Source organism: Streptomyces rapamycinicus NRRL 5491 (assembly GCF_024298965.1).
Classification (GTDB): Bacteria; Actinomycetota; Actinomycetes; order Streptomycetales; family Streptomycetaceae; genus Streptomyces; species Streptomyces rapamycinicus.
In genome coordinates this window covers 10,106,641-10,132,188 of sequence record NZ_CP085193.1, presented here as the reverse complement: position 1 = coordinate 10,132,188, position 25,548 = coordinate 10,106,641, and the positions used below count along the sequence as shown (strand labels likewise).

Genomic DNA, 25,548 nt, shown 5'->3' with positions numbered 1-25,548 from the left:
CGTGCTCAAGGGACTCGACCCGCTCCTGACCACGGACCTGCTGTACGCGCTCGCACAGATGGGACACGGAGACACCGTCGCCATCGTCGACCGGAACTTCCCCGCGCACTCCGTGAACGACCGTGTGATCCGGCTGGACGGTACCGACGTCGTCTCGGCGGGCCGGGCGGTGCTCGGGCTGCTGCCGCTCGACACGTTCATCCCCGAGCCCGTCGCGAGGATGGGGGTCGTCGGCGACGCCACCGCCGAGCCGCCCGTGCAGACGGACTTCATCGCCGCCGCGGAGGAGGCGTCGGGCCGCCCGGTCGCGGTGGAGGCGGTCGAGCGCCACGCGTTCTATGCCCGCGCCCGCTCCGCGTTCGCGGTGGTCATCACGGGCGAGGACAGGCCGTACGGATGCTTCCTGCTCACCAAGGGCGTGCTCCCGGAGTTCTCTCCGGAGCGTTGAAACCAAGTCTCAGTGGACCGGCATGGGTCCGCCCCCCATCAGTGGCGGGGTCGGACCCATGCCGGTCCTTCATGAACACGCCTCAGCGGTTCAGCCCTGAAGGCGGTCGAGCGACCGTGGCGCGGCGTCGTCGGACGGTCGGCCCGCGAGCGCACAGGCCTGGGCCGCGCGCGAGGGCGCGATGCCCTGTGCGACCAGAGTGCTCAGGCACTCCGGGCCGTTCCCCGCGGCACCGGCCTCACACGCTTCCTGAATGGCGTCATCGTCCTGCCCCTGCCCCGCGAGGTACTCGACGCACGCCTCGTCGTCGGCATGGGCGGGAGCCGCCAACACCCCCAGCGGCAGGAGCGCCGCCGCGGCGGCGACGGCAGCGGTGACCAGACGGCCTGCACGAACCATGAGAGCCTCCCGTGGTGTGGATACGACCGGAGCAGGTCGCCAGGCCCGTTGTCGCACCCTCCGCTCGAGCCTCGTCAAGACCAACACTCGAACGTCGTGCACGCGCTGGCCGGGGACGGCCCCACGCGTCCGCCCGCGTGACGGGGCCGGGCCTCACACCTGAGCGAGGATGCCTCCGTCGACGCGGAACTGGGATCCGGTGAGCCAGCGCGCCCGCTCCGACACCAGGAACGCGACCAACTCGGCGGCGTCCTCCGGGGTTCCGGGGCGGTTCATCGGCACGTTCAGCCGCGCCGCGAGATCGCGCTGCGCCTCCTCCAGTGAAACCCCTTGCCTGTCGGCGATCTTCTGATGGTGCGCGATCGCCCCCGGGGTGGCGATGAAGCCCGGCAGGACGCACACCACCCGCACCCCGGCCGGGCCGACCTCGGCCGCCAGCGAACGGCTGTAGCTGTTCATGGCGGCCTTGGCCGCCGCGTAGGCGGCCTGGCCCGGCTGTGGCAGATGGCTCGCGATGGACGAGACATGCACCACGACCCCCGAGCCACGCTCCACCATGCCCGGGACCAGTTCCTGGTCCAGCCGGACCGCGGACAGCAAGTTGACCTCGAGGTCCGACCGCCAGGTTTCCTGCTGCCGGGTCAGCGTGTCCTCCGGGGCGCTGCCGGCGCCGGCGTTGTCGATGAGGATGTCCACTCCGCCGGCGGCGTCGCGCACCCGCTCCGCCAGTTGTCGTGCTCCGTCGGGGTCCGCGAGGTCCGCGGTGAAGAACCGCGCCGGCAGTGATCCCTCGGGCGGTGCCGTTCTGGCCGTCGCGAACACGGTCGCGCCCGCGGCGGCGAGTCGCCGCACGATGGCCGCGCCCAGCCCGCGGCTGCCGCCGGTGACCAGCGCGCGCCGCCCCGCGAGCCCTTCGTCGGGAATCGCCGCGGGCACACCGCTCCCACCGGCAGGTACGTTGCTCTCTGTGCCGTTCATGCGGCCAGAATACCTGACTTACCAGTAAGGCAGTTTTCATGGAAGAGCAAGCCGATCGAAGGCGCACCGACACGCGTCGACGCGTACGGGCCATCGCGCTGGAGCTGTTCACCGAACAGGGCTATGAGCTGACCTCGTTGACCCAGGTCGCCAGGCAGGCGGGCGTCACCAGGCAGGCGGTCCTGCACCACTTCGCGAACAAGGAGGAACTGCTCACCAGCTCCTACGAAGAACTGCTCCCGGCGCTCGACGTCGTCATCGAGTCCGCGCGCGCCGATCCGCCTTCCGCCGCGACCCGCATGCGAGCCGTCGAGCGGTTCGGCGCCCTGGTCCGCGGCGAACACGGCGCCTCACTGGTGTGCGCCCAGCTCAACGAGCACGCCCTGCGGGGACTGCCCGCCGCGCGCACACTCCAACTGCGGCTCGACGACCTGATCCGCGCGCTGGCCACCGGCGAAGGGCCCGAGGGCACGATGCGCGGGCGGCTGGCCCTGTCCGCCGTGATCATGGCCGCGGCACGCGGACGCGAACTGGGCGGCCGACAGGCGGAGCGCCACAAGGCGGCGCTCGCGGTGGCCCGCTCACTGATCGGATCCGAGAGCGCGTGACCTGCCGCGCCCCGGCCCCCCTGTGACGGCGGGGGGCCGGGGCATCGCCCGGTCAGGACGGGTTGTCCGCGTGGGTGAGGGTCGTCCAGGCGTTGAAGTAGTTGTCCGTGCCGGACGGGCGGTGGGCCTCGGTGTACTTCTGGGTGTTGGACATGCTGATGCCGAGGCGGTTGTGGAGGGCGTTGAAGCCGACCTCGGTGACCTGGTCCAGGCCCTTCTTGACGGAGCCGCCGCACAGCCAGGAGGGCACGGCGGTGCCGTTCTCGTAGGCGGTGTGGAAGCCCAGTGCGTAGCGCAGCCGGTCCTGGATCTTCGGGTAGAGGTCCTGGCCCTGGATGCGGCTGGTCTCCGCGATGTCGGCGATGGAGGCGATGCCCCAGCCGGTGTGCCCGAAGTCGCGGCAGGTCTCCTGGGCGAGGCCGTCGGCGAAGGTGCTCTGGTCCTGCCAGTACTTGACGATCTCGGCCTCGGTGTCGATGCTGCTGTCCGCGGGCGGCTTGGGCAGGTCGCCGTCGCTGGTCAGATATACGTACGCCGGGACGCGGTCGAGGTAGGTGCTGACCGCCTTGTCGTAGGCGGAGCGGTCATCGAGGAAGACCGCGATGCCGATGGCCGCCTCGGTCATCACCAGTTCCCAGTTGCCGTTCTTGGTGGCGGCGCCGTTGATCACCTCGGGGAGGTACACGTCCCGCAGCATGGTGGCGAAGCGTCCGGCGCCCGGCCAGCCGCCGTCGTAGGTGTACTTGATGATCTCGGCCGCGCGCGGCCAGGTGGCGCCGGACCAGCCGGACTGGAGCGGGGCGTTGCTGTTGGTGTGATCAGTGATCGTGGAGGACCAGGCGTCCATGATCTCGATCGACTTCTTGGCGTATCTGCTGTCCCGGGTGAAGTACCAGGCGAGCGCGTCGGTGTACGCCGCGATGGCGTCCTGGCGCTCCTCGGTGCACCCGTGGTTGGGGTTGGACGACGAGCCGCACTCCACGACGGCGCGCGGTTGGGGGGTGCGTGACAGCGAGGCGTAGGAGCTGCCCAGCATGTCGTCGTATGCGGCCTTCCAGGGCTGCTGGCCGGCCTGCACCTTCGAGCGGGCGTAGTCGAGTTGGGCCCGGCTCACCAGCACCCCGGGGTGGGTGAAGGCGGCCGGCGCGGCCGTGGCCCGTGCGGCCGGTCCGCCGAGCTGAAGGCTCAGCAGACCGGCCAGCAGGGCGAGGACACTGAGTAACGCGGTTCTGGTTCGTGCCATCCGATGACCCCTTCTGTTCATGGATGAGAACACAGTTCCCACATACGGACAGGATGGCCTGGACCATAAGGACAGCGCCTGAACATGTCAATGCACGACGCCGGACATCGTCAGAGGACGTCGTAGGTCAGGTGTGTCGCGGTCGTTGTCGGGGTCACGCTCCGCTGGACCAGTGTGCGCTGCGCTCCGCCGGTGAACAGTGGCGTTCCGGCGCCCAGTACGACGGGCGCGAGGTGCAGCGACACCACGTCGACCAGCCCGGCCCCGATCGCCGAGCCGACCGTGGCGCCGCCGCCCATGAGGATGACGTCGAGATCCTTGCCGCTGTCCGACGACGCCGCCTCGGCGCGCTCGCGCGCGGCGGCGACGGCGTCGGGCAGACCGGTGGTGACGAACGTCCAGTCGAGGTCGGTGAGCCGCACCGACTCCGGTGGCGAGCTCGTCACCACGACGAATGCGGGCTTGCCCACCTCGCCGGCGCCGTAGCCGATCGTGTCGTCCCAGCCGCCCGGCCCGTCGACCACGTCGAAGAGCCGGCGGCCGAGGACGACGGCGCCCGAGCGGACGGTCGCCTCGCGCAGGACCCGGCGGTCGTCGGGGTCGTCGGAGAACGCCCAGGTGTGCAGGGCCTCGCCGCCGGCGCCCAGGCCGCTGTCCGGGCCGGGGCCGGGCCCGGTGACGAAGCCGTCGAGGGAGACCGAGATGTCAGCGATGATTCGAGTCATGTCAGGGCGGACCCGATCCGCCGCCCGAAATCATCGCTCCGGTACGCCCGCCTCGTATACTTGCCGGTCAACACGCAAGTTACTGGTTAGGGTCATCCACATGGTCACCACTCGCCGCACCCAGCAGGAGCGCCGCGCCCAGGCCGAAGCCGCGCTGCTCGACGCCGCCGCCGAACTCGTCGTCGAGCACGGTGTGCGGTCGCTGACGCTGGCGCGGGTCGGCGAACAAGCGGGGTACAGCCGTGGGATCGTCACCCACCACTTCGGGTCCAAGCAGACCCTGATCGAGCGACTGGCCCGTACGACGCAGAGCGGCTTCGTCCCCGGGCTCGCGGACCTCCCACCCGGGCTGGACCGGCTCCTGCGCCTCCTCGACGGCTACATCGGCGCCTCCGGGGACGCCGGAACGATGAACCGGGCCTTCCTGCTGCTGTGGGCCGAAGCGGCCACCGCGTCCGAACTGGCCCCGATCTTCCGCGAGCGCGACGAGGCATTCCGCTCCGACCTGCGCATCGACGTCGCCGCCGGGATCGCCGACGGCGACGTGCGCCCGGACGTCGACCCCGACGACGTCGCCATCGCGCTCCTCGGACAGCTGCGCGGGATCGGACTGCAGCACCTCCTCGACCCCGGCACCGTCGACACCGCACGGCTGCGCCACACCGTCACCGACCACTGGCGCCGGGCACTGCGCGCCCCCTGAGGCCCGGATCGCTCCGGAACCGGTCGCGGCACCGCACGGTCAGGCCCTCGGGCGCACCTGGATGCCCGCCCGGTCGTAGGCGCCGTAGGTGATCGGGTCGTCGGCGACGATCAGCAACACCCAGGAGTGACCCCGCTCCCAGGCCAGGCACCGGTACACCGTTCGCTCGTCCTCGGGGTGCCGGTACGCGCCCTCCGGCAGCGGGTCGCCGAGGCGTGCGCGGAGCATCCCGGCCACCCGCTCGTACCGGGCCGCGAGATCGTCGGCCGTGGCCTCGGGGTCCACGTCCGGCCGGCTGTGGAAGGGGCCGAACTCGTTGTCCCACTCCGCCGGGTCGTCGGGATCGGTGAAGTACGCGAACGGGTACTCGACATAAGCGCCCGTGCGGCAGTCGGGATGGTCGCAGACCACGGTGGGGTCGTCCGTCCGGCGGCGGCATCCGGGGGCCTCCCCGAGCAGCAGCCACCGGTCGTCCACCAGCTCGTCCCCGCCGAGCCACCAGGGCTCTTCCCACCCCACGCCGGGCGCCTCGGGGTCCTCGCCGTCGCGCCAGCCGTTGCGCGCGAAGGCGTCCTCGAACGCCCGCAGGCTCCAGGGCAGGTGCGCGAGTTCGACCATGCGGTCCACCAGGACGGCGTCAAAGGGCACGAGTTGCATCGCCATGGAGGGACGCTATCCGGTCGTGCAGGTCAGGTGGTGGCCAGCAGCAGATCTTCTCCGCTCGATGGGCGGAGACCGTCGGTGCGATCGGCGAAGTAGCGCTCGGCGAGCGAGGCTCCCGACACATGCCGGACGTCCTTGAAACCGGCTTCGCGGGCCAGTGCCAGCATCTCGGGCGGTTTGTAGAAGCTGATGAACGGCGTTCCGGCCGCCTGCGCGCCTTCCTTGCTCGCGCGCAGGCCGGGGCGGTCGGCGGCGTCGAGGAGTTCGGCCGGCAGCAGGAAGGTCATGGCGAGCGTCGAGCCGGGTGCGAGCCCGGCGATCTGGCGCAGGGTGGCCGCGGTGGCGTCTTCGGTGAGGTACATGGTGACGCCGGTGGAGACGATGACCGCGGGTCTGCCGGTCTCGAAACCGGCCGCGGCCAGCTGCTTCAGCCAGTCTTCGCTCGCCTCGAAGTCGACCGGCACCAGGCGCAGCCAGTCGGGGACGCCATAGCCGAGTTCTTCCAGGCGATGGCGTTTCCATGCCTGCGGACCGGGCTGGTCGACCTCGAAGACCCGTACGCGGGAGGCGGTCTCGGGCCTGCGCTGGGCGAAGGTGTCCAGGCCGGCTCCCAGGATGACGTACTGGGTGACGCCGTGGCCGGCCCGCTCGGCGATCAGGTCCTCGATGAAACGGGCGCGGGCCACCATCGCCGCCCGGAACCCTCTGGTGGCGTCCGGGTCCATGTCGGGGCGGCGGCGCCAGTCGGCGTCGGGGGCCGCCAGCCGCAGGCCGATCTCGTCCTCGAGCACATGTGGCGGTGGGTCGACCCGGACATGCATCGCCCGCCAGAGGGCGGTCCGTACCGCGGTACTGTCCGGCGCCCCGGTCCGCTCGTCCACGGGGTTCCCCTTTCGTCGTGGTCAGTTCCGGCCGGGGGCCTGGAGGTTCCACAGGCGCCCGTCGGGGTCGCGGACGGTCATCTCCCTGGTCCCGTAATGGGTGTCCTCGAACGGCGTGACCACCTCGACGGCGGGGTCGGGACGGAACGCGTCCGCGTCCGCCACCTTCAGCACGATCCGCGTCTGGGGCTCTCGGTCCTCGGGGACCTCGGAGATGAAGACGTACGGCCCGTCACCGTTGCGGAGCCGGCCGGAGTTGTGGTCGGTGGCGAACTCCAGCTCGTACCCCAGCGCCTGGAAGAACCTCGCCGACTTACCCCAGTTGTGGGTCGTCAGGAACACGGCCTCGATTCCTTCGGTCGCCATGTCAGCTCTCCTTCTCGGTCGATTGCCGTTCGTGCTCATGGGCGTCGTCGAGGTAGGCGCGCAACGCTTCGGCGACCAGCGCCGACAACGACATGCCCGACTCGATGGAGTGGTACTTGACCTGCTTGATCAGCTCGATCGGCAGGTACACGTTGAACTGCTTGACTTCTCTGTCACCCACGAGTGCGATGCTAGCATCCTAGCAAGCTAGGAGACGACAGGCGCGGCCACGGCGAACCGTCCAGAGTCGGCTCCTACTCCAGCCCCCGCTTCCCCGGCGCCCAGAACGGCTTGGTGAGCACCGCGCGCCGGTCCCAGCCCGCCTCCCGGACGAGCACCTGCCGCACCCGCTGCACGGTCCGGGCCTCCCCGGCGACGTAGGCGATCCCGCCCGGCTCGGCGGCGAGGCGCCGCACCGCGTCCGGGAGTGAAGTGCCGCCCCAGGTCAGCCAGTTGAGGCGATCCGAGTGGGTCAGCGGCAGCCGGTCCGCGGCCGTCTCCGTCTCCACGCAGCCGGAGACGCGCGCCCCGGGCGGCAGTGCGGCCAGCATCGCGCCGAAGGCGACGGACGCCGTCTCCTCCCCGACGAAGACGTGGTGGGCGGCCTCGGACCGGAGCGTGAACGACCCCTCTGGTTTGCCCAGCCGCACCCGCGCGCCGACCTCGACGCTCCCACCCCAGCGCGCCCCCGGCCCCGCTCCGGCGTGGTCCAGCACGCACAGCTCGACGGCGCCGGAGGGGTCGTAGCGCCACACGGAGTACGTACGACGGGTCAGCCCGGAGCCGACCAGGACGCGCACCTGCTGTCCGGGGCGGACGTCGAGCCCGGCGAGGGCGTCGCCCTCGACGCGCAGCCGCCGCATACGGGCGGCGATCGGTTCGGCCTCGGTGACGGTGCCGCGGAGCATCAGCAGGTCCAGGACCGGGTCCAGCAGGGTGGGCATGGGACTGCTCCTCGGAAGTCGGGGGCATGCGGAGGGAGTTGGGCGGCCACGACCGACCAGAACGCGATAGTACGCGTTCTCGATCGCATGCGATAGTTCGCGACTTGGCGGTGGCTCGCGCCTAGGGCCGCACCAAGATCTTGATCACGACCTTGACCGCCGGGTTCTCCGCGAGTGCGAGAACGCCTTGTCGGTTCTTCGTCAGGGTCCTCATGTGTCCGTGTGCGCCGTCTCCCGGGACGGGTCCGCGGCCGATGCGGCGGCCGCCGCCGAGGGGGTGCGGGCGATGGGTGCGCTCGCCTTGGCGCCTCGCCCGCTGAGCTGGGCGATCGTCATGACCAGCAGGGGGGTGAGGATGGCGATGTACGCGTTGTCGATGCCGAAGGGGTCACCCGCCGCGTACCAGCCGATGACCGCGGGCAGGGACAGGCAGAGGGCGGCCAGGGCACCCTGCCGGGAGCCGTACGACGGCCGGCGGAACATCAGGACGACGAACACGGCCAGGGAGGCCCGGAGCGCCTTGGCGAGGAACGTCATGCCGAGCACATCCGATGCGCCCAGGGCCGCCGCCACCGGGATCAGCCCGCAGCCGAGGGTGGCGAGCCGGGCGAATCGCACGGCCTTCTGCTCGTTGTCCGACGGGTTGAAATACGGCTGGTAGAAGTCCTTCAGCAGCAGAGTGGAAGCGCCGATGGTCAGGGCGGATATGAGGCCGAACACTGACGCGATCAGTCCGGTTACCGCGATGCCCTGAAGAAGCGGGCTGAGCCGGACGACCATGGACGGAAGTGCTTGGATGCTGTCGATGTCGGGGTGCACCACGGCCGCGCAGACACCGATGAGTGCCGCGAGGATGCCGTAAGGGATCAGGACGAGGCTGGTGTAGAAGCCCGCGTTCCGCGCTTTGGCCTCGTTGTCGACCACGGTCATCGCCTGCACTACGTACTGCGTCGCGAACATGGCGCCTCCGCCCGCGATGAGCCAGGCGCCTATCTGATTCCAGCCGACTCCGTCCCAGTCGAGCATCTTCGACGGTAAAGAGACGCTGATGCGTTCGTAGCCTCCCGCGGCGGAGTACGCGGATACCGCGACGACGACGATCCCCACCACTTTGACGAAGACGTTGATCAGGTTGGTGTAGATGACGGAGCGCATGCCTCCGATCACCACGTAGACACTCGACAGAACGCCAACGATCACGACGGCCCAGTTGGCATCGATCCTGAGCAGAGCCGAGATCATCGCTCCGCCGCTCACATAGGCCGCGGTGGCCACCAGGAGGAGCGATACGATCATGATCACGGAAGCCGCTCTCCGCACGCCCGCTCCGTATCCCCGTTCCAGGGCGCCGGAGATGGTCACCTCGTCGAGTTGCTTGAATCGCTTCGCGAACAACACGGCGAAGACGACGAACCCGATTCCCAGGGCGCCGAGGTTCCAGGCAGCGGAGATTCCGTAAGTGAAGGCCCCCTGGGCCGTCCCGATACTGGCCGTGGTGCCCACGACTTCGGAAGCCATGAACAGACCGATCACGGCCGCGGGAAAGACCCGGCCACCGCGGACGAACCCTTCCGAAGTCGCGCCCGCCTTACGGGCTATGACGCTCACCCCTGCGATGAGGATGATGTAGGCCACCACCATCAGAGCAACGATCTGGAAAGACGACACCGTTTCTCCTTGAGTTGACGATTCCGGCGCTCGGCCGACTCCGAAGAGTGAGGCAAGGCTGCCGTCGAATGACGTCAACGGGACCCGGAAAGGTGGTCTTTGACATAAACCCCCCACAGAACGCTGTTCACCATTCCGGTTCCATCGGCGGTGGCGGGCATTTCCGCGTCATTACGGAAAGCGGCGGTTCCGGTACCGGTGTCCGATCCATGTCCGGCGCACATGGACAGCACACTCGGGGCCGCCAGGTCCACGAGCACTCGTACGGAACGGCCCTGCCGCTACCGCGCCGGGGTCTCGTTCCCTCCGGACAGCAGGGTGTCCAGCATGTACTGGCGCGAGCGTTCGATGCCTTCGAGGGCGACCTGCCTGATCTCGTCCTCCGAGCCCGTCCGGATCGCCTCGACCAACCGTCCGTGGTTGACGCTTGTGTAAGGGGGCCGGCCGAGTTCACCCCGGAGGTTGAGGAAGCGCTCGATCTCTTCGTGCAGCGTATTGATCATTGGAATCATCAGTGACACACGCGCGGTGTTCCTCGCCGCCGTCATCGCCCTCACCGTCGACCGCGTCCTGGCCCTGCGGCCCGAGTTCGTACCGACGCCCGAGGACGACGCGGCCGCCGACAGGCTCTTCAACACCACCGCCCAAGGCGAGGCACCCCGGCACGGCGGGCCGGCCGACGGGGCCCCCTCCTCGTTCACGTTGAGCGCCGTCGAGAAGCGTGCCATGCGGCTGTCCGGCGCGGTGCTCCTGCTCTACGTCCTGGCGGTGGCCGCGCTCCTGCTGCCGGGGTCCCCGTTCCGCGGCGCGGGCGGCAGCATCGTCCAGTCCGTGGTCGTGGTGAACATCGCCGTGTTCATCTCGCTGCTGTTCGCGGTCCTCGGCATCGTCTACGGCAGGCAGGTGGGCACGATCCCCTCGCTGTCGGCCGTCCCCACCGCCATGGCCGACGGGGTGAAGTCCTTCGTCCCCGTGATCGTGCTGTTCTTCGTGGTCTCGCAGTTCCTCGCGTACTTCACCTGGACCGGCATCAGCAATGTGATCACCGTCGAGGGCGCCCGGCTCCTGAAGTCCCTGGACGCGCCCCACCTCATCATCCTGCTCGTGATCATCCTGGCCATCAGCGGGCTGAACATCATCATCAGCAGCGGTTCGGCGATGTGGTCCATCCTCGCCCCCGTCGTGGTCCCCCTGGCGATGTTCATCGGGCTCTCGCCCCAGGCGGCGATGGTCTCCTTCATGATCGGGGACTCGGTCACCAACACCACGCCCATGAACGCCTACTTCGTCCTGGCCCTGGGATTCCTCCAGCAGTTCCGCAAGGGCGCGGGCATCGGGACCATGCTGTCCTTCACGGTTCCCGTGGCCCTCGCCGTACTCGTCTCGTGGTCGTCCTTCTTCGCCCTCTGGTACGCGCTGGGAATTCCGCTCGGTCCAGGGGTGCCCGTCAGATGACGCCACCGCCACTTCAGCACGCGCACCGCTCGGCACCGCCGGGCCCACTCCCCCACCACTTCGACACGGAAGAGTCACTCACCATGGGCAGCATCGCCATCATCGGCGCGGGCAACGTCGGCCAGGCCATCGCCGGCCACATGTCCTGCAACGGACACGACGTACGGATCTTCGACCGGTGGGGCCGCGATCTTGAACCGATCAAGGCCAACGACGGCATCGACATGACCGGAGACGTGGAGGGGCGCGGCACCCCCTCGGTGCTGACGACCGACCTCGGGCAGGCCGTCGGCGGCGCCGAGGTGGTCATCGTCGCGGCGCCCGCCTTCGCGCACGCCTATCTGTCCCAGGAACTCGCGTCCGTCCTCGAGCCGGACCAGCTCGTCCTGTTCCAGCCGGGCGTGCTCGGCAGCGGCGTCGAGCTCGCCCGCATGTTCACGCTCGCCGGCCGGCGGCCCTGCCTCATCGCGGAGACGCCGACCAGCCTCTACACCTGCCGGCTGCGCCGCCCCGCGCACGTCTACATCGGGGCGATCAAGCACGCCGTCCCGCTGGCCGCCGTACCCAGTGCGGACACCCCCCGGGCCCTCGACATCCTGCGGACGTACTTCGGCGACCGGTACGTGCCGGGCGAGGACACACTGACCGTCGGGCTCAACAACTGCAACCCCATCTACCACGTTCCGCCGGCGGTGCTGAACTTCAAGACGGTCGAAGACGCCGACTGCCACCCGCTGCACAGCCTGGTGACACCGCGCGTCGCCGAGGTCATCGACGCCCTGGACCGCGAACGCCTCGCCCTGGCGGACGCCCTCGGAGTGAAGGCGGCCAGCTTCTGGGAGTTCCTCGACACGGCCTACGAGGTGACCGAGGGCAGCTTCGTCGAGCGCATCGTGCAGGGCTACGGCCGTCAGGGATTCCCCGAGCCCGACTCGGTCAAGCACCGGTACTTCACCGAGGACATCCCCTTCGGACTGGTCACCTGGAGTTCGCTGGCCGCGCAGATCGGACTCCCGCTGCCCCTGACCGACTCGTTCGTCGCCCTGGGCACGGCCCTGTGCGGACAGGACTTCGTGGCCGGCGGCCGCACGGCGCGGACGCTGGGCCTGCTCGGCTCCGACGTCGACGGCGTCCGCGCCGCGTTCATCGACGGCGCGGTGTAGAGCCGTCCGCCGCCCCGGAAGGCATCGCGCCTTCCGGGGCAGCGGTCGGACGTCCCGGGCGCCGCGCTCAATCGCGCCGTTCGGAGGACCGGTTCGCGGAGCCGTTGATCACGAACTGCGAGCCGGGCTCCTTCAGCACGTCGCCCTGAGCCGAGTTGGTGATCCTCACGTTCGTCAGCGTGGCGTCGCCGCGCGCCCCGCCCATGGCGAGGATCCCGGACCCGTTGTTGGACTTGTCGATGGTGACGTGTCCGATCTGGACGCCGGGCATCGCGCCGCCACCCGTCTTGAACTGGATGCCGTCGTAGGTGGAGTCGTGGATGTCGGTGTCGCGGATCGTGACCCCGGTGATGTCCTGCCCCTGGGCGAACAGGGTGATCGCGCCGAACTCCTGCGCCTCGCCCCAGAACGCGCCGCCCGCGCGGTACAGGCCGTTGTTGGCGATGAGCGTCTTGCCCGAGAAGGGCAGGGGGTCGTGGTCCGTGGCCAGCATGATCCCCGGATAGTTCATGGTGTCGGAGATCAGGTTGTTCTCGATCGTGTTGCCGTAGCCGCCGTAGACCGCGATGCCGTTGGCCCGCCAGGGCAGTTGGACGGTGTTGTTGCGGAAGTGGTTGTCGTGGCCGATGTCCGCCGAGGTGTCCTTCACGTATTTATTGGCCCACACGGCGAGTGAGTCGTCGCCGGTGTTGCGGAAGGAGGAGTCGTACACGGTCGAGTTGCGGGTGCCGTTGGTGAAGTTGACGCCGTCGGCGTAGGTGTCGCGGATCCGTACGCCGCTGAACTCGAGTCCGTCACCGGGCCCCCACAGCGCGGGGATGTTGGAGTAGTCGCGGCCGACCCAGGCGCCGACGTTGGCGTGCTCGATCCATACGTTGGTGATCTTGGTGTTCTTGCCGAAGCGGCCATTGAGCCCGACACCGCCCTCGGCGCCGCCGTCGCCGCCGCGGATGGTGCCGGAGCCGAAGATGGCGATGTCGGAGATCTTGGTGTTGTCGTCGATGTCGAAGCCGAAGTTGCCCTCGTGGGGATGGTTGATGCCGCCCGCTTCCTGCGGCGGGATCAGCGAGTAGAGCTGGGAGTGCCACATGCCGGCGCCGCGGATGGTGACGTCCCGGATACCCATCTGGTTGTACTGGCCCTGGTTCTGCGGGTCGTCGGTCAGGATCTTCTTCTCCTGGCGCCACTGGCCCGCGGGGATCCACACACAGGGGATCGCGCCCTCCTGGTCCGCGGTGACGGCGCGCTGGATGGCGTCCGCGTCGTCGATGCCGTCGCCCGGCACGGCCCCGTAGTCGGTGATGGAGACGCATTCGGCGGGCTTGGACGCCGGTGCCGCGACCTGCTCCAGATCGATCAGGTCGATGACGTAGAAGGCCGCGTCGTCGCCGGAGTCCCGCTGGAGCCGGAACTTCGTACCCACCGGGTAGGTGTCGGTGAGCAGCGCGTGGGACTCGTCGAACAGCCGCCGGGCGTCGCCGCCGGGCCGGTTGGTCAGGCCCTCCGGGTCGTCGGTCGTGCCGTAGAGCCAGCTGTGCTTGGAGGACAGGGTGAGTTTGCGGACGAACGTGCCGTCCGCGTAGAGGCTGATGGTCGCTTCCCTGCCGCCGCCGCCCGCCGCGTCCGGGATCGAGTTGCGGACGACGATCGAGTTGGAGGGCGTGGTGGAGGTGAACTCCACGTACTGGCCGCTGGTGTCGAGCCGGACCGATTCGCGCCCGGAGGACTCGGTGGCGAAGTTGGTGTGCCCGAAGGTGCGCTTGGCGTCCGTCCTCAGCAGGGTGCCGTCGTACCGGCCGTCCTCCGCCTCGTACTCGGTGTACGGCACGGCGGCGCCGCGTCCGACGACGAGGGAGCGGGCGAAGGTGTTGTTGTCCTCGTTGGTCTCGGTGACGGTGCCGGTGGCGTCGGCCGTCGCGGTGAGCGTCGCTCCCCCACTGGTGGCGGTCCAGTCGCCGCCGATGGCCACGGTGTCCGTGCCACCGGCCGGGATGGTGGCCGCCGTGCCGTTCAGCGTCGTCCCGCCGGCGGTGAGCCGGGTGACCGACCCGGCGGGCACGGCGCTGGTGCCCCTGTTGTGCACCGCGACGGTGAAGGTGACCTTGGCGCCCACGGCCGGGCTGGCGGGGTTGGTGGTGATGCCGGTGACCTCCAGGTCCGGTCCGGGGGCCTGGCCGATGACCAGCTTCGAGGCGGCGTTGCGGCTGTTGTTGGTGTTGTCGAGCTCGGCGACCGTGTCGGCCGGGTCGACGACGGCGGAGACGGTGTAGCTGCCCATGGGCCGCTTGCCGACCTTGACCGGCACCTTCAGCGACGCGCCCGGCGCGAGCGCGCCGACGGCGCCGCTGCCGGCGACCGTGCCCTCGAGGCTGACGTTCACCGTGGTCGCGGGCGCGACGGCCGTCCCGGCGTTGCGGACCGTCGCCTCGACGGTGACCGCGTCCGTCTCGGAGGGCGAATCGGGCGACCAGTCGAGTCCGGTGACGGTCAGGTCGGGGGCGGGTGCGGCCGTGCCGACGACCTCGAACTCGGCGACCTGGCCTCCGCCCGCGCCGGTGTTGCCGGAGAACTGGAGGCGTACGTCCGCGTACCGGCCCGTGACCGGGATGGTCACCGTGTTCTTGTTCTGCGACGGGCTGAAGGTGTAGTCGGCCCGGTCCTTCAGCGAGGTGAAGCCGGACTGTCCGGCCGCCCGGCCCAGCACCTGAACGCTCTGCGTCCGGGTGGACCAGACGGAGTCGGGGTTCAGCTTGACGACGACGCCGGTCAGATCGGCGTCGGCGCCGAGCTTCGCGGTCAGCGTCGAGGACTGGCCGCCCGCCTCCCAGTAGGTGGCGGTACTGCCGTCGTTGGCGTTGCCCGCGACGTAGTCCTGGGTGGTCGACGAGGCCTCGATCGGCTTGCGCAGGGCCAGGTTGGTGCCCGCGGGCGGGTCCCCCGGATTCTCCCCGCCGGCCTCCCCGCGCACCTCCACCTCGGAGAGCTGGGCGGCGTTCCAGCCCGTGTTGCCGGTCACCTGTACGCGCACGTACCGCGCCTCGGCCGTGACGTCGAGCGCCACGGTGTTGCCGGACGAGGGGGAGAAGTCCTCGCGCACATCCGGAACCACGGTGGTGAAGTCCTGGCCGTCAGCGCTGGCCTGGACTCTCACGGCCTCGGTGCGGGGCTCCCACGACGCGGGGAGCTTCAGTACCACCTCGTCGACGTCCGTCTTGGTCCCGAGGTCGACCTGCACCCACTGCGGGAACGAGCCCGCGGGACCCTCCCAGTAGGAGGCCTGGCTGCCGTCGGTGACATTGCTCGCCGGGTAGGAGCCGTGCGCCCCGCTGGCCGTCACCGGCCTGCCCAGCGCCAGATTCGCTCCCTCCGCGGCCCGGGCCCCCTCCGCGGCGTGGGCTGTCACGGGCAGCACCCCGACCGCGAGCAGACCTGCCGTCACAAGCCCGGCGGATAACCGTCGACCGCGATGTCTTCTTCTCATGAGGCCCTCCCGATCGCCTGGTGGACGATGACGGTGTTCAGCAGGCCCAGACGATGCAGCGGTGGTGCCGAGCCAGCCGCAGTGCGAGAGTTGAGCGATTTCGTCTATCTTTTGCAGCGATGCTTTGACAGATTTCTACCGCTCATCGACTTTGTCAACGACTCGGCGCACGGCGGTACTTGACCGGCCGCGGCAGGAGCGAACCCGGCTCGGGGACGGTCAGGGCAGTACGACCAGTTCACGGCTGGTGCGATTGAGCCGCTCACCGCCGTCGTCGGTGCAGATGACGATGTCCTCGATGCGGGCTCCGAACCGGTCGGGAAGGTAGATGCCCGGCTCGACGGAGAAGGCCATACCAGGCTCCAGCGGCAGGGCGGAGCCCGCCACGATGTAGGGCTCCTCGTGCGTTTCCAGCCCGATGCCATGACCGGTGCGGTGGATGAAGTGCGGCCCGAAGCCCGCGTCCGTGATGACATCCCGGCCGATCGCGTCCAGCTGCTCGGCGGTGATACCGGGCCGCACCGCATCGGTCTGGGCACGCTGAGCGGTCAGCAGCACCTCGTACAGCCGCCGGTACTCGGCCGGCGGCTCGCCGACGACGTAAGCGCGGGTGGAGTCGGAGCAGTAGCCGTCTTCGGTGGTCCCCCCGATATCGACCACCACGGGGTCACCGGGCAGGATCACCCGGTCCGACAGCTCATGGTGGGGACTGGCGCTGTGGGGTCCGGAGCCGACGATGACGAAGTCGGCCCGCACATGGCCCTCGGTCACGATGGCGTCCGCGATGTCCCGGCCGACCTCGCGTTCGGTGCGCCCGGCGCGCAGCCACTCGCCCATGCGGGCGTGCACCCGGTCGATGGCCGCCCCCGCCCGGCGCAGCGCCTCGGCCTCGGCCTCGGTCTTGCGGATCCGCAGCCGGCCGAGCACCTCTCCGGCGAGCGCCTGGTCGGCGTCGGGCAGTACGGCGCGGAAGGCGACGACCTTCTCGGCCCACATGTGGTTGTCGACGCCGACCCGGGCCGTACCGGCGGGCAGCCTGGCCGCGACGAGGGCGTACGGGTTCTCGGTCTCGGCCCATCCGGCGATCTCGATCCCGAGGTTCCCCGCGGGGGACGCGAGCGCGGCGGGCCGCTCCAGCTCCGGCACCAGGAGGAGGGGTTCGCCGTCCACGGGGAGCACGAGACAGGTGAGCCGCTCCAGGGGAAGTGCGTGATAACCCGTCAGGTAGCGCAGGTCGGCGCCGGGACTGATCAGCAGCGCGCCCAGACCCGCTTCGGCGGCGGCCTCCCGGGCGCGCTCCAGACGGTCGGCGGGGTAGAGGTCGGTGAGGATCACGGGAAGTTCTCCATCCTGGTGTCGGGCCGGCTGAGGCAGCAGGCCAGACCATCCTCGACCGGACAGGGGCTCTCCGGCGACATCATTTTCGCCTGCTTGGCACACTTTTTTAAATCCGACCGGAGCACTAACAGCTAAAGAACTGATTGGTGCACACAAGCACTCGGTCTCGGCCAAATTGGTTCACCGAAAGGCGGTCGAGATCCCGGACGTATCACGTTCAAACGCCCCAATCACCTTGAACCAGAACAGGCATTCCAGACATTGGCGCCATATTTGGCCCCACGCGGCTAACACGAGGCCTTGGCGGGCGGCAAGACCGCAATCGCCCCCTGACGCCACATAATTCACTAGTCATGAACGCGATCAGCTTAGGCCGAAACTGAGACCCTAAGATCGTTGACCCCCCGAAAGAAGCACAGTTACCTTAATTAGCGAACCCGATCAGCCGGGAAAACCCTCTTCAGGGTCACGCATTTGCGGGAATGGCCACCAACAATGGGTGGCCAGGGTCGAATTTTTTTCGCTGGACTCGCCGCTCCGATATACCGCAGCAAGCGGACGTATGTCGTCGATTTCATCGCGCCGTCGTGGCGTTTCAGGGCCCGGCTAAGCCAATGCAACATCGTCGGCGGTCGGGACGGGAGATGAGGGTGATGCACGTGGTGGATTCTGTCTTTGTCATGCCGGGAACGGTCGCTGCCCCGCGCGGAGGCATCCTGTGCGACTTATACAACCGGTACGAGGCCGTACGTGAAACGCTGTCGCGCATCGACAAGGCAGCCCAGGAAATGGGGCTGCCCAACATCAGTGCCCGGCTTGTCGAACAAAACGAGACGAGTGACCGGCGCGGCCCCGAGGTGCAATATCTGGAGATCTTCGCGGTCAGCATCGCCACGCACCATATGCTGATCGCCGAAGGCGCCAAACCCATCGCGATCGTCGGGCAGAGCATCGGGGAACTGTGGGCCCTGGCCGCCGCGGGTCATCTGTCCGTGGAGGACGCCGCGCGCCTGGCCGTGGCCCGGTCCCAGGTACTGACCCGGCAGAGCTGGGGCGGAAAGATGCTCGCGGTCGGAGTGGACGGCCGCCGGGCGGAGTCGCTCGCCGAGCTGATCAACCATCCGCACCTGGTACTGGCCTGCGAGAACGCCCCCCGGCAGAGCGTCATCAGCGGCCCCGAAGCGTTGATCGAACATGTGGAGCGGGTGGCCGACGCGCTCGGCTGGCCAAGTCTCCAGCTCGACGTCCCACATCCGACCCATACTCCGGCGATGGCGCAGGCCGCGCGAGACCTGCGGGAATCCGCGCCACGGGTGCCGTACGGTGCCGGGCGCTGGCGGGTGTGCTCACCATGGCTGGGGCGGGATGTCGGCGACGACGACCCGGTCGACCTGGTCGCCGGCGCGCTCACCTCCCGGGTCCGGATGCTGCACACCATCCGTGAGCTGCACGCGGCCGGCGCCGACGCCTTCGTCGAGTGCGGGGAGTGGCCCGTCGTCACCAAGTTCGTCGAGGCCTCGATCCCCGGGGTGCAGTGTGTCGTTCCGCTGAGCGAGAGCGACCCGGTCGAGGCCGTCCGGGCGCTGGTCGACGAGTCCACCGGCGGTGGCCCGTTCCGCTCACGCTTGGCGGCACCGTCGAGCAACGGGCATGGCCCCGTCGTGCGGGTGAGTGAGCCCGCGCCGGCCGGGCCGGTCGCGACACTCCCCGTCACCGATCTGCCGGTGCGGGCCGCCGTGTCCGAACCACCGGCGGTCCCCGTGTCCTATGTGGCCCCCGTGTCTTATGTGGCCCCCGTCTCCTCCCCGGTCCCCGCCGCTCCTCCGGCTCCGGCTCCCCCGTTCGCTCCGGTCGCGGCCACTCCGGTCGCGGTCGCCCCGGCCGCCGCCCCGGTCGCGGCCGCCTCGACCGTCGTCGCCCCAGTCGCGGTCGCCCCGGCCTCCCCGGTCGCCCCGGTCGCCTCGCCGTCGTCCGCCGGGTCGGACTATGAGACGGTGCTGGCGGAGTTGCGGACGCTCTACGGCGACTTCCTGGGCTACCCGCCCGATCTGCTCGGTGAGGACGACGGCCTGGAGGCCGAGCTGGGTGTGGAGTCGCTCAAGCAGGTCGCCCTGCTCGGGATGGTGTCCGACCGGTACGACCTGCCCGATCTGCGGGCGAATTCCTCTCTGCTGACCGTAGGCACGCTGCGCCGGATCGCGGAGGCCGTCGTGCAGGCCCGAGCGGGGGCCGCCGGACGATGACCCCCACAGAGAACCTGCGAGGTCGGGTCGCCCTGGTGACGGGGGCCGCGAAGAGCCTCGGCGCGGACATCGTGCGCCGCTTGGCGGGGAGCGGGGCCCACGTGATCGTCAATTACTTCCATTCGGTCGAACAGGCGAAGCAGCTGCGGGCGGAGCTGGAACAGGCCGGTCACAGCTGCGAGTTCATCCGTGCCTCGGTGGCCAAGACCAGCGAGATCGACCGGATGTTCGACCTGGTCCAGGAGCGGCACGGCGGTCTGGACATTCTGATCAACAACGCCGCGGGCGGGGCCTTCCTGCCCCTGTTCGACATCGATGACACGTACTGGCAGCGGGCGTGGTCCACCAACGTGATGGCGGCCTACCACTGTTCGCGCCGCGCGGCCGAACTGATGGCGGGAAGAGACGGCGCGAGCATCCTCTGTCTCTCCAGCGTCGGGGCGCACCAGCCGGTTCAGGGTTACGGCCCCGGCGGTGTCACCAAGGCGGCCCTGGAGTCCCTGGTCCGCTATCTGGCGCTCGAACTGGTCGGCCAGGGCATCCGGGTCAACACGGTGCTGCTGGGCTCCGTAGCCAGCGAGATCGTCGTCAACCTCGACGGCCCGGCGGCGACACCGGGTGGCCCGGCCGAGGCCAGCGAGCTGATGAGCCGTACCGTCTCGACGCCGGAGGCGGCCAAGTTGATCGTCCACCTCCTGCACGAGGACGCCGGATTCATCACCGGGCAGACGATCGTCGCCGACGGCGGCATCAGCATCGGCGGGATGCAGGGCCTGCGGTTGCACAGCAGGCTGGCGGACCAGGTGAGCAGGCCCGCCCGGCGCCAACCGGTGCCCGCGGCGGCAGTGACGACGGCGTCGGCCGAGGCGGCGGCGTCGGCCGAGGCGACGGCGTCGACCGGAGCGACGACGTCGACCGGAGCGACGACGTCCACCGAGGCGAGCCGACCCGCCCCCGAACGACCGGCGGCTCCCCACCCCGCACCCGCATCGGCACCGGCTCCGGTGGCCGCCCCGGCGCCGGAGCGAACCCCGGAGACCCCAGCACCGGCACCGGCGTTGGCATCGGTGGCGGCCCCGGCACAGGGCCAAGCGCCGGAGGCGGACCCCGAAGCCGTCGCGGTGGTCGGCCTCGGTCTGGTCCTGCCCGGCGCGAACAACACGGCGGAGTTCTGGGACCGGTTACGGGAGGGCGTCCTGCTCTGCAGCGAGCCGTCCGCCTTCGACCTGAAGCACTTCTGGGCGCCCACCCGGGAGGAGACCGACGCCTTCTACGTTCGCGAGGCCGCGTACGTCCACGGCTTCGTCCCCGACCCCGCCTCGATCGCCGAACCGGACGGGAACGTCGGCCACCCCGGGTGGCCGCGTACCACTCGCTGGCTGCGGCACTGCGCCGTCCAGGCCCTGGCCGGAGTGCACCGACGCCCGACGGACCGCTGGCTCGCCACGACCACCGGTATCCACGACCAGACGGGGCTCGGCCCCCAGGGTGTCGTGCTGGGGGACGAGTACCGGCGCATGGTGCGCGAGGCGATCCCCGCCGACCAGGACGGCGACTGGCTGGCCGAGCTGGCCGACCACGCGATCAGCGCGCACTACGGTGGCGACGGCGGGGACCCGAAGGCCTACCTGCCCGCGTCCGTCTCCCGCGACGCGCTGCGCGGGCTGATCCCCGACGATTCGCAGCACCTGACCCTCGACGCGGCCTGTGCCAGCGGATTGTTCGCTCTGGACGCGGCGGTCAAGGCGCTGCGCGAGGGTTCCTGCGATGTGGCGCTGGCCGGTGGCACCTCGGTGATCGAGCCGATCGGGTTCACCCTCTTCTGCCGGGCCCAGGGCATCTCGATGAGCGGCAGGATACGCCCCTTCGACAAGGCGGCGGACGGAACCCTCATCGGTGAGGGCTCCATCATGCTCGCCCTGAAGTCGTACGCGCGGGCCGTGGCGGACGGCGACCGGGTGCTCGGTGTCATCCGGGGCACCGGTCTGGCCGCCGACGGCCGGGGAAAGGGCATTCACGCCCCGGCCACGCGCGGGCAGGAGCTGGCGATCGCCCGAGCCTGGGCCGACGCGGGCGTCGAGGCCGACGACGTGGACTGGGTGGTGGCACACGGCACCGGCACGCCGGTGGGCGACGAGATCGAACTGCGCTCGCTGCTCTCCCGGTTGGGGCCGCGGAAGCGGGCGTGCCTGCTGACGTCGAACAAGCAGGTCTTCGGGCACACCGGTGTACTGGCGGGCCTGGTCTCGGTCGCGCACGCGCTGGTCGCCCTCGAACGCGGGGCGGTCCCGGGTCAGCCCGTGGTCACCGATCCGCACCCACTGCTGGAGGACGGCACACGGCTGACCGTACCGGTCAGGGACGCGCCCTGGCCGACGGACGACGCACGGCCGCGCGTGGTCGGGGTGTCGTCGTTCGGCCTCGGAGGAGCGGACGCGCACGTGGTCCTGTCCGACCGCGTGCCACGGGCCGCCCCCACGCGGCGGCGGGGCGGAGAAGCCCCCGCGGACACGGAGCAACTGGTCGTCGTGGGCTGGAACACCCATCTGCCCGGCCTGGAAACCGCCCAGGTGCCCGCCTGGCTGAGTGGTGACGGCCCGCTCCCGGAGGCCGGGTTCGGTGTGCCGTACCCCCTGCCGTCCCCACGTGAGGTGCGCATCCCGCCGCTGACGATGCGGCACATGGACCCCGCCCACCTGATGATGCTCCAGGCTCTCGGCCCGCTGCTGGACCAGCTCGGCGAGCCGGGCGTCAGCCTGCGGCCCACCACGGCGGTGGTCGTGGGAGCGACGCTGCCGACCACGCACAACACCCGGGCCGCGCTGCGGGTGCACGCCGGCGAGTGCGCCACCACCTTCGACCTCCTGCCCGACCCGGTGCAGGCGCGGACGCTCAAGGAGTACCTCGCGAAGGGGATGGCGGAGGCCAAGGGGGTGATCCCGGGCGATCTGAACGAGGACGACTTCACCGGGGCGGTCTCCTGCATCCTGTCGGGGCGGGCCGCCAACTACTACGACTTCCGGGGCATGGGCACCAGCGTCTACGCCCACCGGGACTCCACGCACACCGCCCTCGACGTGGCCCTGCGGCAACTCCGGCACCGCGCCTGCGATCTCGCCCTCGTCGGCGCGGTGTGCCAGCGGCCCATCAGCGGCTGGGACCGCCACCTCGACGATCTGGTGCCGGAGGGCCGGTCCATCGCGGAAGGCGCCGCCGTCCTGGCGGTCACCCGGCTCTCCACCGCGCTGGAGCACGACCTGCCCGTCCTGGGTTCGCTCTCCACCGCGGTCGACGCCACCGACCCCGGGCCCCCGGCCACGCCCGGACACGCCCTTCCCGTACTGGCCGACGCCGGACACACCTATCTGTCGCTGGACGCCATGCTGACGGTCCTCAAGGCCGTCTCCACCGGAGCGGACACCGTCGTGACACCCGCCGCCGCCGGATCACAACTGATCCGGTTCACCCGGCCGGACGGCCCGCATCACCACGGCCCGGCCCAGGAGGAGCCGGACCGGGCCACACACACCGAGCCGGACACGGCCGCACACACCGGGTCGGACACGGCCGCACACACCGGGTCGGACACGGCCGCACACACTGAGCCCGAGCGCACCGCGCCCGAGCGCACCGCGCCCGGCCCGGCCGGTCCGGAGCCCGCCGAGGACTTCACCGGCCGCCGCCAGACCCTCCGATTCGTCCCGACGCCCCCGCCGCAGGGCGGCTCGGCCACGCGATCGATCCCGCCGGGCACCATCGTCATCACCGACACCCCGGATCTCGCCGCGGCCGCCACCGGCCCGGACACCGCCGTCTGGTCACCGCGGCCGGGCCTCGGAGCCGCCATCCACGTCCCGCCCGAGGAGGCCCCCGGCGCCCTGGCCGGCCTGCCGTTCATCCCGCGCCATATCCGGGTCCTGTCCCGGCTGCCCGTCCTGGACGACGGACGCGACGACCGACGCGACGACGGGAGCGACGACGCCGAGGCCACGAGGATGGAGGACCTTCAGGACCTCACGTTCACCACACTCCAGGCGGCGCTGCCCGCGCTGCGCACCGGCGGCTCGCTCGGCGCACTCCTGCTCGGCGCGGTGCCGGACGATCTGCCACCCCCGCTGAGCGGGCTGTTCACCGGCCTGGTCCGCTCCGTCCGGGCCGAGGTCCCGCAGTGCGGCGGGGTGACCCTGCTCAGCGACGCGCCGGACGCCGCGACCGCCCTTGACCAGCTGGCACTGGCGGGCTCCGCCCAGGTGCCGACCCACACACTGGCCTGCCGCGGGGGCGACTGGTTCACCCTGGCCGTCGCCGACGACCACGCTCCGCCGCCCCCGGCGGGAGCCGCCTCACTGCCACCCGGCGCGGTCGTGGTCGCCTTCGGCGGCGCGCGGGGCATCACCCCCGAGCTCCTCCACGCGATCGCCCGCACCAGCGACCGGCCGCATGTGTACGTCATCGGCCGCACCCCACTGCCGGAAACCGACGACGCGCTGCCGCCGCAGGCCGAGTTCATCGCCGCCGAACACCGCAGACGCCCCGGCGCCTCGGTGGGCGAGCTGCGCGCCGCCTACGAGAAGGCCCAGGCGCGCCTGGAGGTACGCCGTACCGTGCGACGGCTGACGGAGCTGTGCGGTCGGGACCGGGTCCACCACCGCGTATGCGACGTCCTCGACTCCGAGGCCACCACCGCCGTCCTCAGCGAGGTCGTCGACCGGCACGGACGGATCGACCTGCTCATCAACACCGTCCTCGACCTGCGGTCGCGGGCGCTGCACGCCAAGACCCTGACCGATTTCCGGGCGGTCCGGGCCACCAAGGCGACCGGTTACCGCAACCTCAAACGGGCCCTGGCCGGGCGTCCGCCCCGGATCTGGTGCAACTTCAGCACCCTGGCGACGCTCGCTCCCGCGCCCGGTGACGTCGACTACTGCGCCGTCAACGAGTACCTCGCGTACGCGAGCGCCTGGGCCCAGCGGCACGGACCGGTGGGCCACCAGGAGTTGGCGATCCTCTGGAGCGGCTGGCGCGAGGTCGGCGTCGCGAGCAGCGTCACCATGCGGGAGACCCTCAAACGCAACCAGATGGACGCCTACATCAGCACCGAGCAAGGGTGCGCGCAGTTCCTCTCCGCCATGACCCGGCCACCGGCCGGCGGGGTGGCGTTCTTCATCCGGGAGGACGAACGCGTCCTGCTGGCCCGGCGCGGGATCAGCACCTACGGTCCGCGCGGGATCAGCGCCTACGGCTCCTCCGGCGAGCCGCGGATCCCCGCTCCGGACGCGCCGCCGCCCGCCCCGCCGGATCCGTCGCTGACCAGTCCGCTGCTCGACGGTGTTCTGCACCGTGGCGAGAGCTGGGCCGTCTTCACCAAGACCTGGGATCCGAGCACCCTGGCCGAGCGGGACGGGCGGTGGATGCGTCACCACCGGGTCAACGGTGAGTACACGCTGGCAGGTACGTTCACCCTCGAAGCCGCGGCCGCCGCGGCCGCGGCCCTGTGCCCCGGCCTCGTGGTCACCGGGTTCCGTGGTCTCGTCTGCCGGACGTCGATCACGGTCAGGCTCGCCGGACCGCTGCGCACCGTCGCGGTGGAGGCCCGGGTCACCAGCCGGAGGCGCGACGGCGCCGAGGTGGCCGTCAGGATGACGGCGCACCGGATCGGCAAGAACGGCAAGGTGCTGCGCTTCAACGACCTGCTGTGCGAGACGACGGTCGTGCTGGCGGACCGCTACCCGGTGCTCGCCGGGCCACCCGACTTCTCGTCCCACGACCCCGAACCGGATTTCGCGATGCCGGTCTACTCCCCCGACCCGCCGATCTCGCTCACCGGCCCGTTCGCCGGCACCAGCGACTACGCCCGCGGGCCGGACGGGAACAGCGCCAGGTTCGGCCTGGACCACGCCGCCTGGGCTCCGGCCCTCGCGGGGATGACCGTACCGGCGATCCTGCTGGACGCGATGGTGCATCTGTTGCTGCTGCCACCGCGCGGTGACCACCCGCCCCTGGTCGGCCCGATGGCCGGCCTCGACGAGGTCGAGCTCAGCGGGCCGGGCAACGATTGCCTGCTCAGCGCGGAGCACCCGGCCATCCGGCTGCACTGCGACTTCGCCACCGGGGACCTGACCGCCGTGAGCGGTCGCGGGCGGGTGCTGGCCCGTATCACCGGGGTCACCGCGCACGCCTTGGACCACAGCGGAGAGCTGGTCCGGCCGCGCGCCCGCGTTCCCCAGTCGCCCCTTTCGTGA

At 70.5% G+C, this 25,548-nt stretch carries 20 protein-coding genes; 7 read left to right on the top strand and 13 right to left on the bottom strand.

The genetic code is table 11. From position 1 onward, the window contains the following. Position 1 precedes the first annotated feature (1 nt). Positions 2-448: an RbsD/FucU family protein gene (locus LIV37_RS41915; protein WP_020873131.1), complete on the top strand. Its 447-nt coding sequence runs from the start codon at positions 2-4 to the stop codon at positions 446-448. 90 nt (positions 449-538) lie between these two features. Here LIV37_RS41915 and LIV37_RS41910 read toward each other — a convergent pair whose 3' ends face one another. Both LIV37_RS41910 and LIV37_RS41905 read right to left on the bottom strand, forming a co-directional pair. Beyond that, positions 539-847, bottom strand: a complete 309-nt coding sequence (locus LIV37_RS41910) for a hypothetical protein (protein WP_020873130.1) — start codon at positions 845-847, stop codon at positions 539-541. 153 nt (positions 848-1,000) lie between these two features. Continuing rightward, positions 1,001-1,825 carry an oxidoreductase gene (locus LIV37_RS41905; protein WP_202979575.1) on the bottom strand — a complete coding sequence of 275 codons (825 nt, stop codon included), beginning with the start codon at positions 1,823-1,825 and terminating at the stop codon, positions 1,001-1,003. A gap of 38 nt (positions 1,826-1,863) precedes the next feature. Between LIV37_RS41905 and LIV37_RS51895 the strand changes: the two genes are divergently transcribed. Further along, positions 1,864-2,433 carry a TetR/AcrR family transcriptional regulator gene (locus LIV37_RS51895; RefSeq protein WP_020873128.1) on the top strand — a complete coding sequence of 190 codons (570 nt, stop codon included), beginning with the start codon at positions 1,864-1,866 and terminating at the stop codon, positions 2,431-2,433. 52 nt (positions 2,434-2,485) lie between these two features. Here LIV37_RS51895 and LIV37_RS41895 read toward each other — a convergent pair whose 3' ends face one another. Beyond that, positions 2,486-3,676, bottom strand: coding sequence for an alginate lyase family protein (locus LIV37_RS41895; RefSeq protein WP_020873127.1), 1,191 nt, complete (start codon positions 3,674-3,676; stop codon positions 2,486-2,488). A gap of 110 nt (positions 3,677-3,786) precedes the next feature. Further along, positions 3,787-4,401 (bottom strand): dihydrofolate reductase family protein, encoded by a 615-nt coding sequence (locus LIV37_RS41890; protein WP_020873126.1) that lies wholly within the window; start codon positions 4,399-4,401, stop codon positions 3,787-3,789. Between the two features lie 100 nt (positions 4,402-4,501). Here LIV37_RS41890 and LIV37_RS41885 point away from each other — a divergent pair, with 100 nt between their 5' ends. Beyond that, positions 4,502-5,104 (top strand): TetR family transcriptional regulator C-terminal domain-containing protein, encoded by a 603-nt coding sequence (locus LIV37_RS41885; protein WP_020873125.1) that lies wholly within the window; start codon positions 4,502-4,504, stop codon positions 5,102-5,104. Between the two features lie 39 nt (positions 5,105-5,143). On the opposite strand, the gene LIV37_RS41880 is transcribed toward LIV37_RS41885, so the two are convergent. The 7 genes from LIV37_RS41880 to LIV37_RS41850 form a co-directional block, all read right to left on the bottom strand. Beyond that, entirely contained in the window at positions 5,144-5,767 is a 624-nt protein-coding gene (locus tag LIV37_RS41880; RefSeq protein WP_020873124.1) for a hypothetical protein, read from the bottom strand. 26 nt (positions 5,768-5,793) lie between these two features. Further along, on the bottom strand, positions 5,794-6,648 hold the full coding sequence (locus LIV37_RS41875; protein WP_020873123.1) for a class I SAM-dependent methyltransferase: 855 nt from the start codon (positions 6,646-6,648) through the stop codon (positions 5,794-5,796). A 21-nt stretch (positions 6,649-6,669) separates the two neighbouring features. Then, entirely contained in the window at positions 6,670-7,014 is a 345-nt protein-coding gene (locus tag LIV37_RS41870; RefSeq protein WP_020873122.1) for a VOC family protein, read from the bottom strand. Between the two features lies 1 nt (position 7,015). Continuing rightward, positions 7,016-7,195 carry a ribbon-helix-helix domain-containing protein gene (locus tag LIV37_RS41865; RefSeq protein ID WP_020873121.1) on the bottom strand — a complete coding sequence of 60 codons (180 nt, stop codon included), beginning with the start codon at positions 7,193-7,195 and terminating at the stop codon, positions 7,016-7,018. 73 nt (positions 7,196-7,268) lie between these two features. Beyond that, entirely contained in the window at positions 7,269-7,958 is a 690-nt protein-coding gene (locus LIV37_RS41860; protein ID WP_020873120.1) for a siderophore-interacting protein, read from the bottom strand. A 210-nt stretch (positions 7,959-8,168) separates the two neighbouring features. Continuing rightward, positions 8,169-9,626: a sodium:solute symporter family protein gene (locus LIV37_RS41855; RefSeq protein WP_121823867.1), complete on the bottom strand. Its 1,458-nt coding sequence runs from the start codon at positions 9,624-9,626 to the stop codon at positions 8,169-8,171. A 281-nt stretch (positions 9,627-9,907) separates the two neighbouring features. After that, positions 9,908-10,129, bottom strand: coding sequence for a hypothetical protein (locus LIV37_RS41850; protein WP_020873117.1), 222 nt, complete (start codon positions 10,127-10,129; stop codon positions 9,908-9,910). Between the two features lie 25 nt (positions 10,130-10,154). Between LIV37_RS41850 and LIV37_RS41845 the strand changes: the two genes are divergently transcribed. Both LIV37_RS41845 and LIV37_RS41840 read left to right on the top strand, forming a co-directional pair. Continuing rightward, positions 10,155-11,081, top strand: a complete 927-nt coding sequence (locus LIV37_RS41845; RefSeq protein WP_020873116.1) for an AbgT family transporter — start codon at positions 10,155-10,157, stop codon at positions 11,079-11,081. A gap of 83 nt (positions 11,082-11,164) precedes the next feature. Next, the gene (locus LIV37_RS41840) at positions 11,165-12,244 is read left to right on the top strand and encodes an NAD/NADP octopine/nopaline dehydrogenase family protein (RefSeq protein WP_020873115.1); all 1,080 of its coding nucleotides are present in this window, start codon (positions 11,165-11,167) and stop codon (positions 12,242-12,244) included. A 67-nt stretch (positions 12,245-12,311) separates the two neighbouring features. Here LIV37_RS41840 and LIV37_RS41835 read toward each other — a convergent pair whose 3' ends face one another. Both LIV37_RS41835 and LIV37_RS41830 read right to left on the bottom strand, forming a co-directional pair. After that, a complete protein-coding gene (locus LIV37_RS41835) occupies positions 12,312-15,725 on the bottom strand; it encodes a CARDB domain-containing protein (RefSeq protein ID WP_121823869.1) in 3,414 nt (1,137 codons plus the stop codon). Positions 15,726-15,944: 219 nt separating this feature from the next. Next, positions 15,945-17,060 carry a M24 family metallopeptidase gene (locus LIV37_RS41830; protein WP_020873113.1) on the bottom strand — a complete coding sequence of 372 codons (1,116 nt, stop codon included), beginning with the start codon at positions 17,058-17,060 and terminating at the stop codon, positions 15,945-15,947. Between the two features lie 683 nt (positions 17,061-17,743). On the opposite strand from LIV37_RS41830, the gene LIV37_RS41825 reads away from it, so the two are divergent. Further along, on the top strand, positions 17,744-19,306 hold the full coding sequence (locus LIV37_RS41825; protein WP_158634845.1) for an acyltransferase domain-containing protein: 1,563 nt from the start codon (positions 17,744-17,746) through the stop codon (positions 19,304-19,306). Continuing rightward, on the top strand, positions 19,303-25,548 hold the full coding sequence (locus LIV37_RS41820; protein ID WP_020873111.1) for an SDR family oxidoreductase: 6,246 nt from the start codon (positions 19,303-19,305) through the stop codon (positions 25,546-25,548). The genes LIV37_RS41825 and LIV37_RS41820 overlap by 4 nt, the downstream gene beginning before the upstream one ends.

Excerpts from the sequence above, each read along its gene's own strand:
- LIV37_RS41835 (WP_121823869.1), bottom strand. The coding sequence starts at position 15,725 with ATGAGAAGAAGACATCGCGGTCGACGGTTATCCGCCGGGCTTGTGACG.
- LIV37_RS41825 (WP_158634845.1), top strand. The coding sequence starts at position 17,744 with ATGCCGGGAACGGTCGCTGCCCCGCGCGGAGGCATCCTGTGCGACTTA.
- LIV37_RS51895 (WP_020873128.1), top strand. The coding sequence starts at position 1,864 with ATGGAAGAGCAAGCCGATCGAAGGCGCACCGACACGCGTCGACGCGTA.
- LIV37_RS41885 (WP_020873125.1), top strand. The coding sequence starts at position 4,502 with ATGGTCACCACTCGCCGCACCCAGCAGGAGCGCCGCGCCCAGGCCGAA.
- LIV37_RS41840 (WP_020873115.1), top strand. The coding sequence starts at position 11,165 with ATGGGCAGCATCGCCATCATCGGCGCGGGCAACGTCGGCCAGGCCATC.
- LIV37_RS41850 (WP_020873117.1), bottom strand. The coding sequence starts at position 10,129 with ATGATCAATACGCTGCACGAAGAGATCGAGCGCTTCCTCAACCTCCGG.
- LIV37_RS41820 (WP_020873111.1), top strand. The coding sequence starts at position 19,303 with ATGACCCCCACAGAGAACCTGCGAGGTCGGGTCGCCCTGGTGACGGGG.
- LIV37_RS41860 (WP_020873120.1), bottom strand. The coding sequence starts at position 7,958 with ATGCCCACCCTGCTGGACCCGGTCCTGGACCTGCTGATGCTCCGCGGC.
- LIV37_RS41905 (WP_202979575.1), bottom strand. The coding sequence starts at position 1,825 with ATGAACGGCACAGAGAGCAACGTACCTGCCGGTGGGAGCGGTGTGCCC.
- LIV37_RS41910 (WP_020873130.1), bottom strand. The coding sequence starts at position 847 with ATGGTTCGTGCAGGCCGTCTGGTCACCGCTGCCGTCGCCGCCGCGGCG.
- LIV37_RS41870 (WP_020873122.1), bottom strand. The coding sequence starts at position 7,014 with ATGGCGACCGAAGGAATCGAGGCCGTGTTCCTGACGACCCACAACTGG.
- LIV37_RS41895 (WP_020873127.1), bottom strand. The coding sequence starts at position 3,676 with ATGGCACGAACCAGAACCGCGTTACTCAGTGTCCTCGCCCTGCTGGCC.
- LIV37_RS41890 (WP_020873126.1), bottom strand. The coding sequence starts at position 4,401 with ATGACTCGAATCATCGCTGACATCTCGGTCTCCCTCGACGGCTTCGTC.
- LIV37_RS41880 (WP_020873124.1), bottom strand. The coding sequence starts at position 5,767 with ATGGCGATGCAACTCGTGCCCTTTGACGCCGTCCTGGTGGACCGCATG.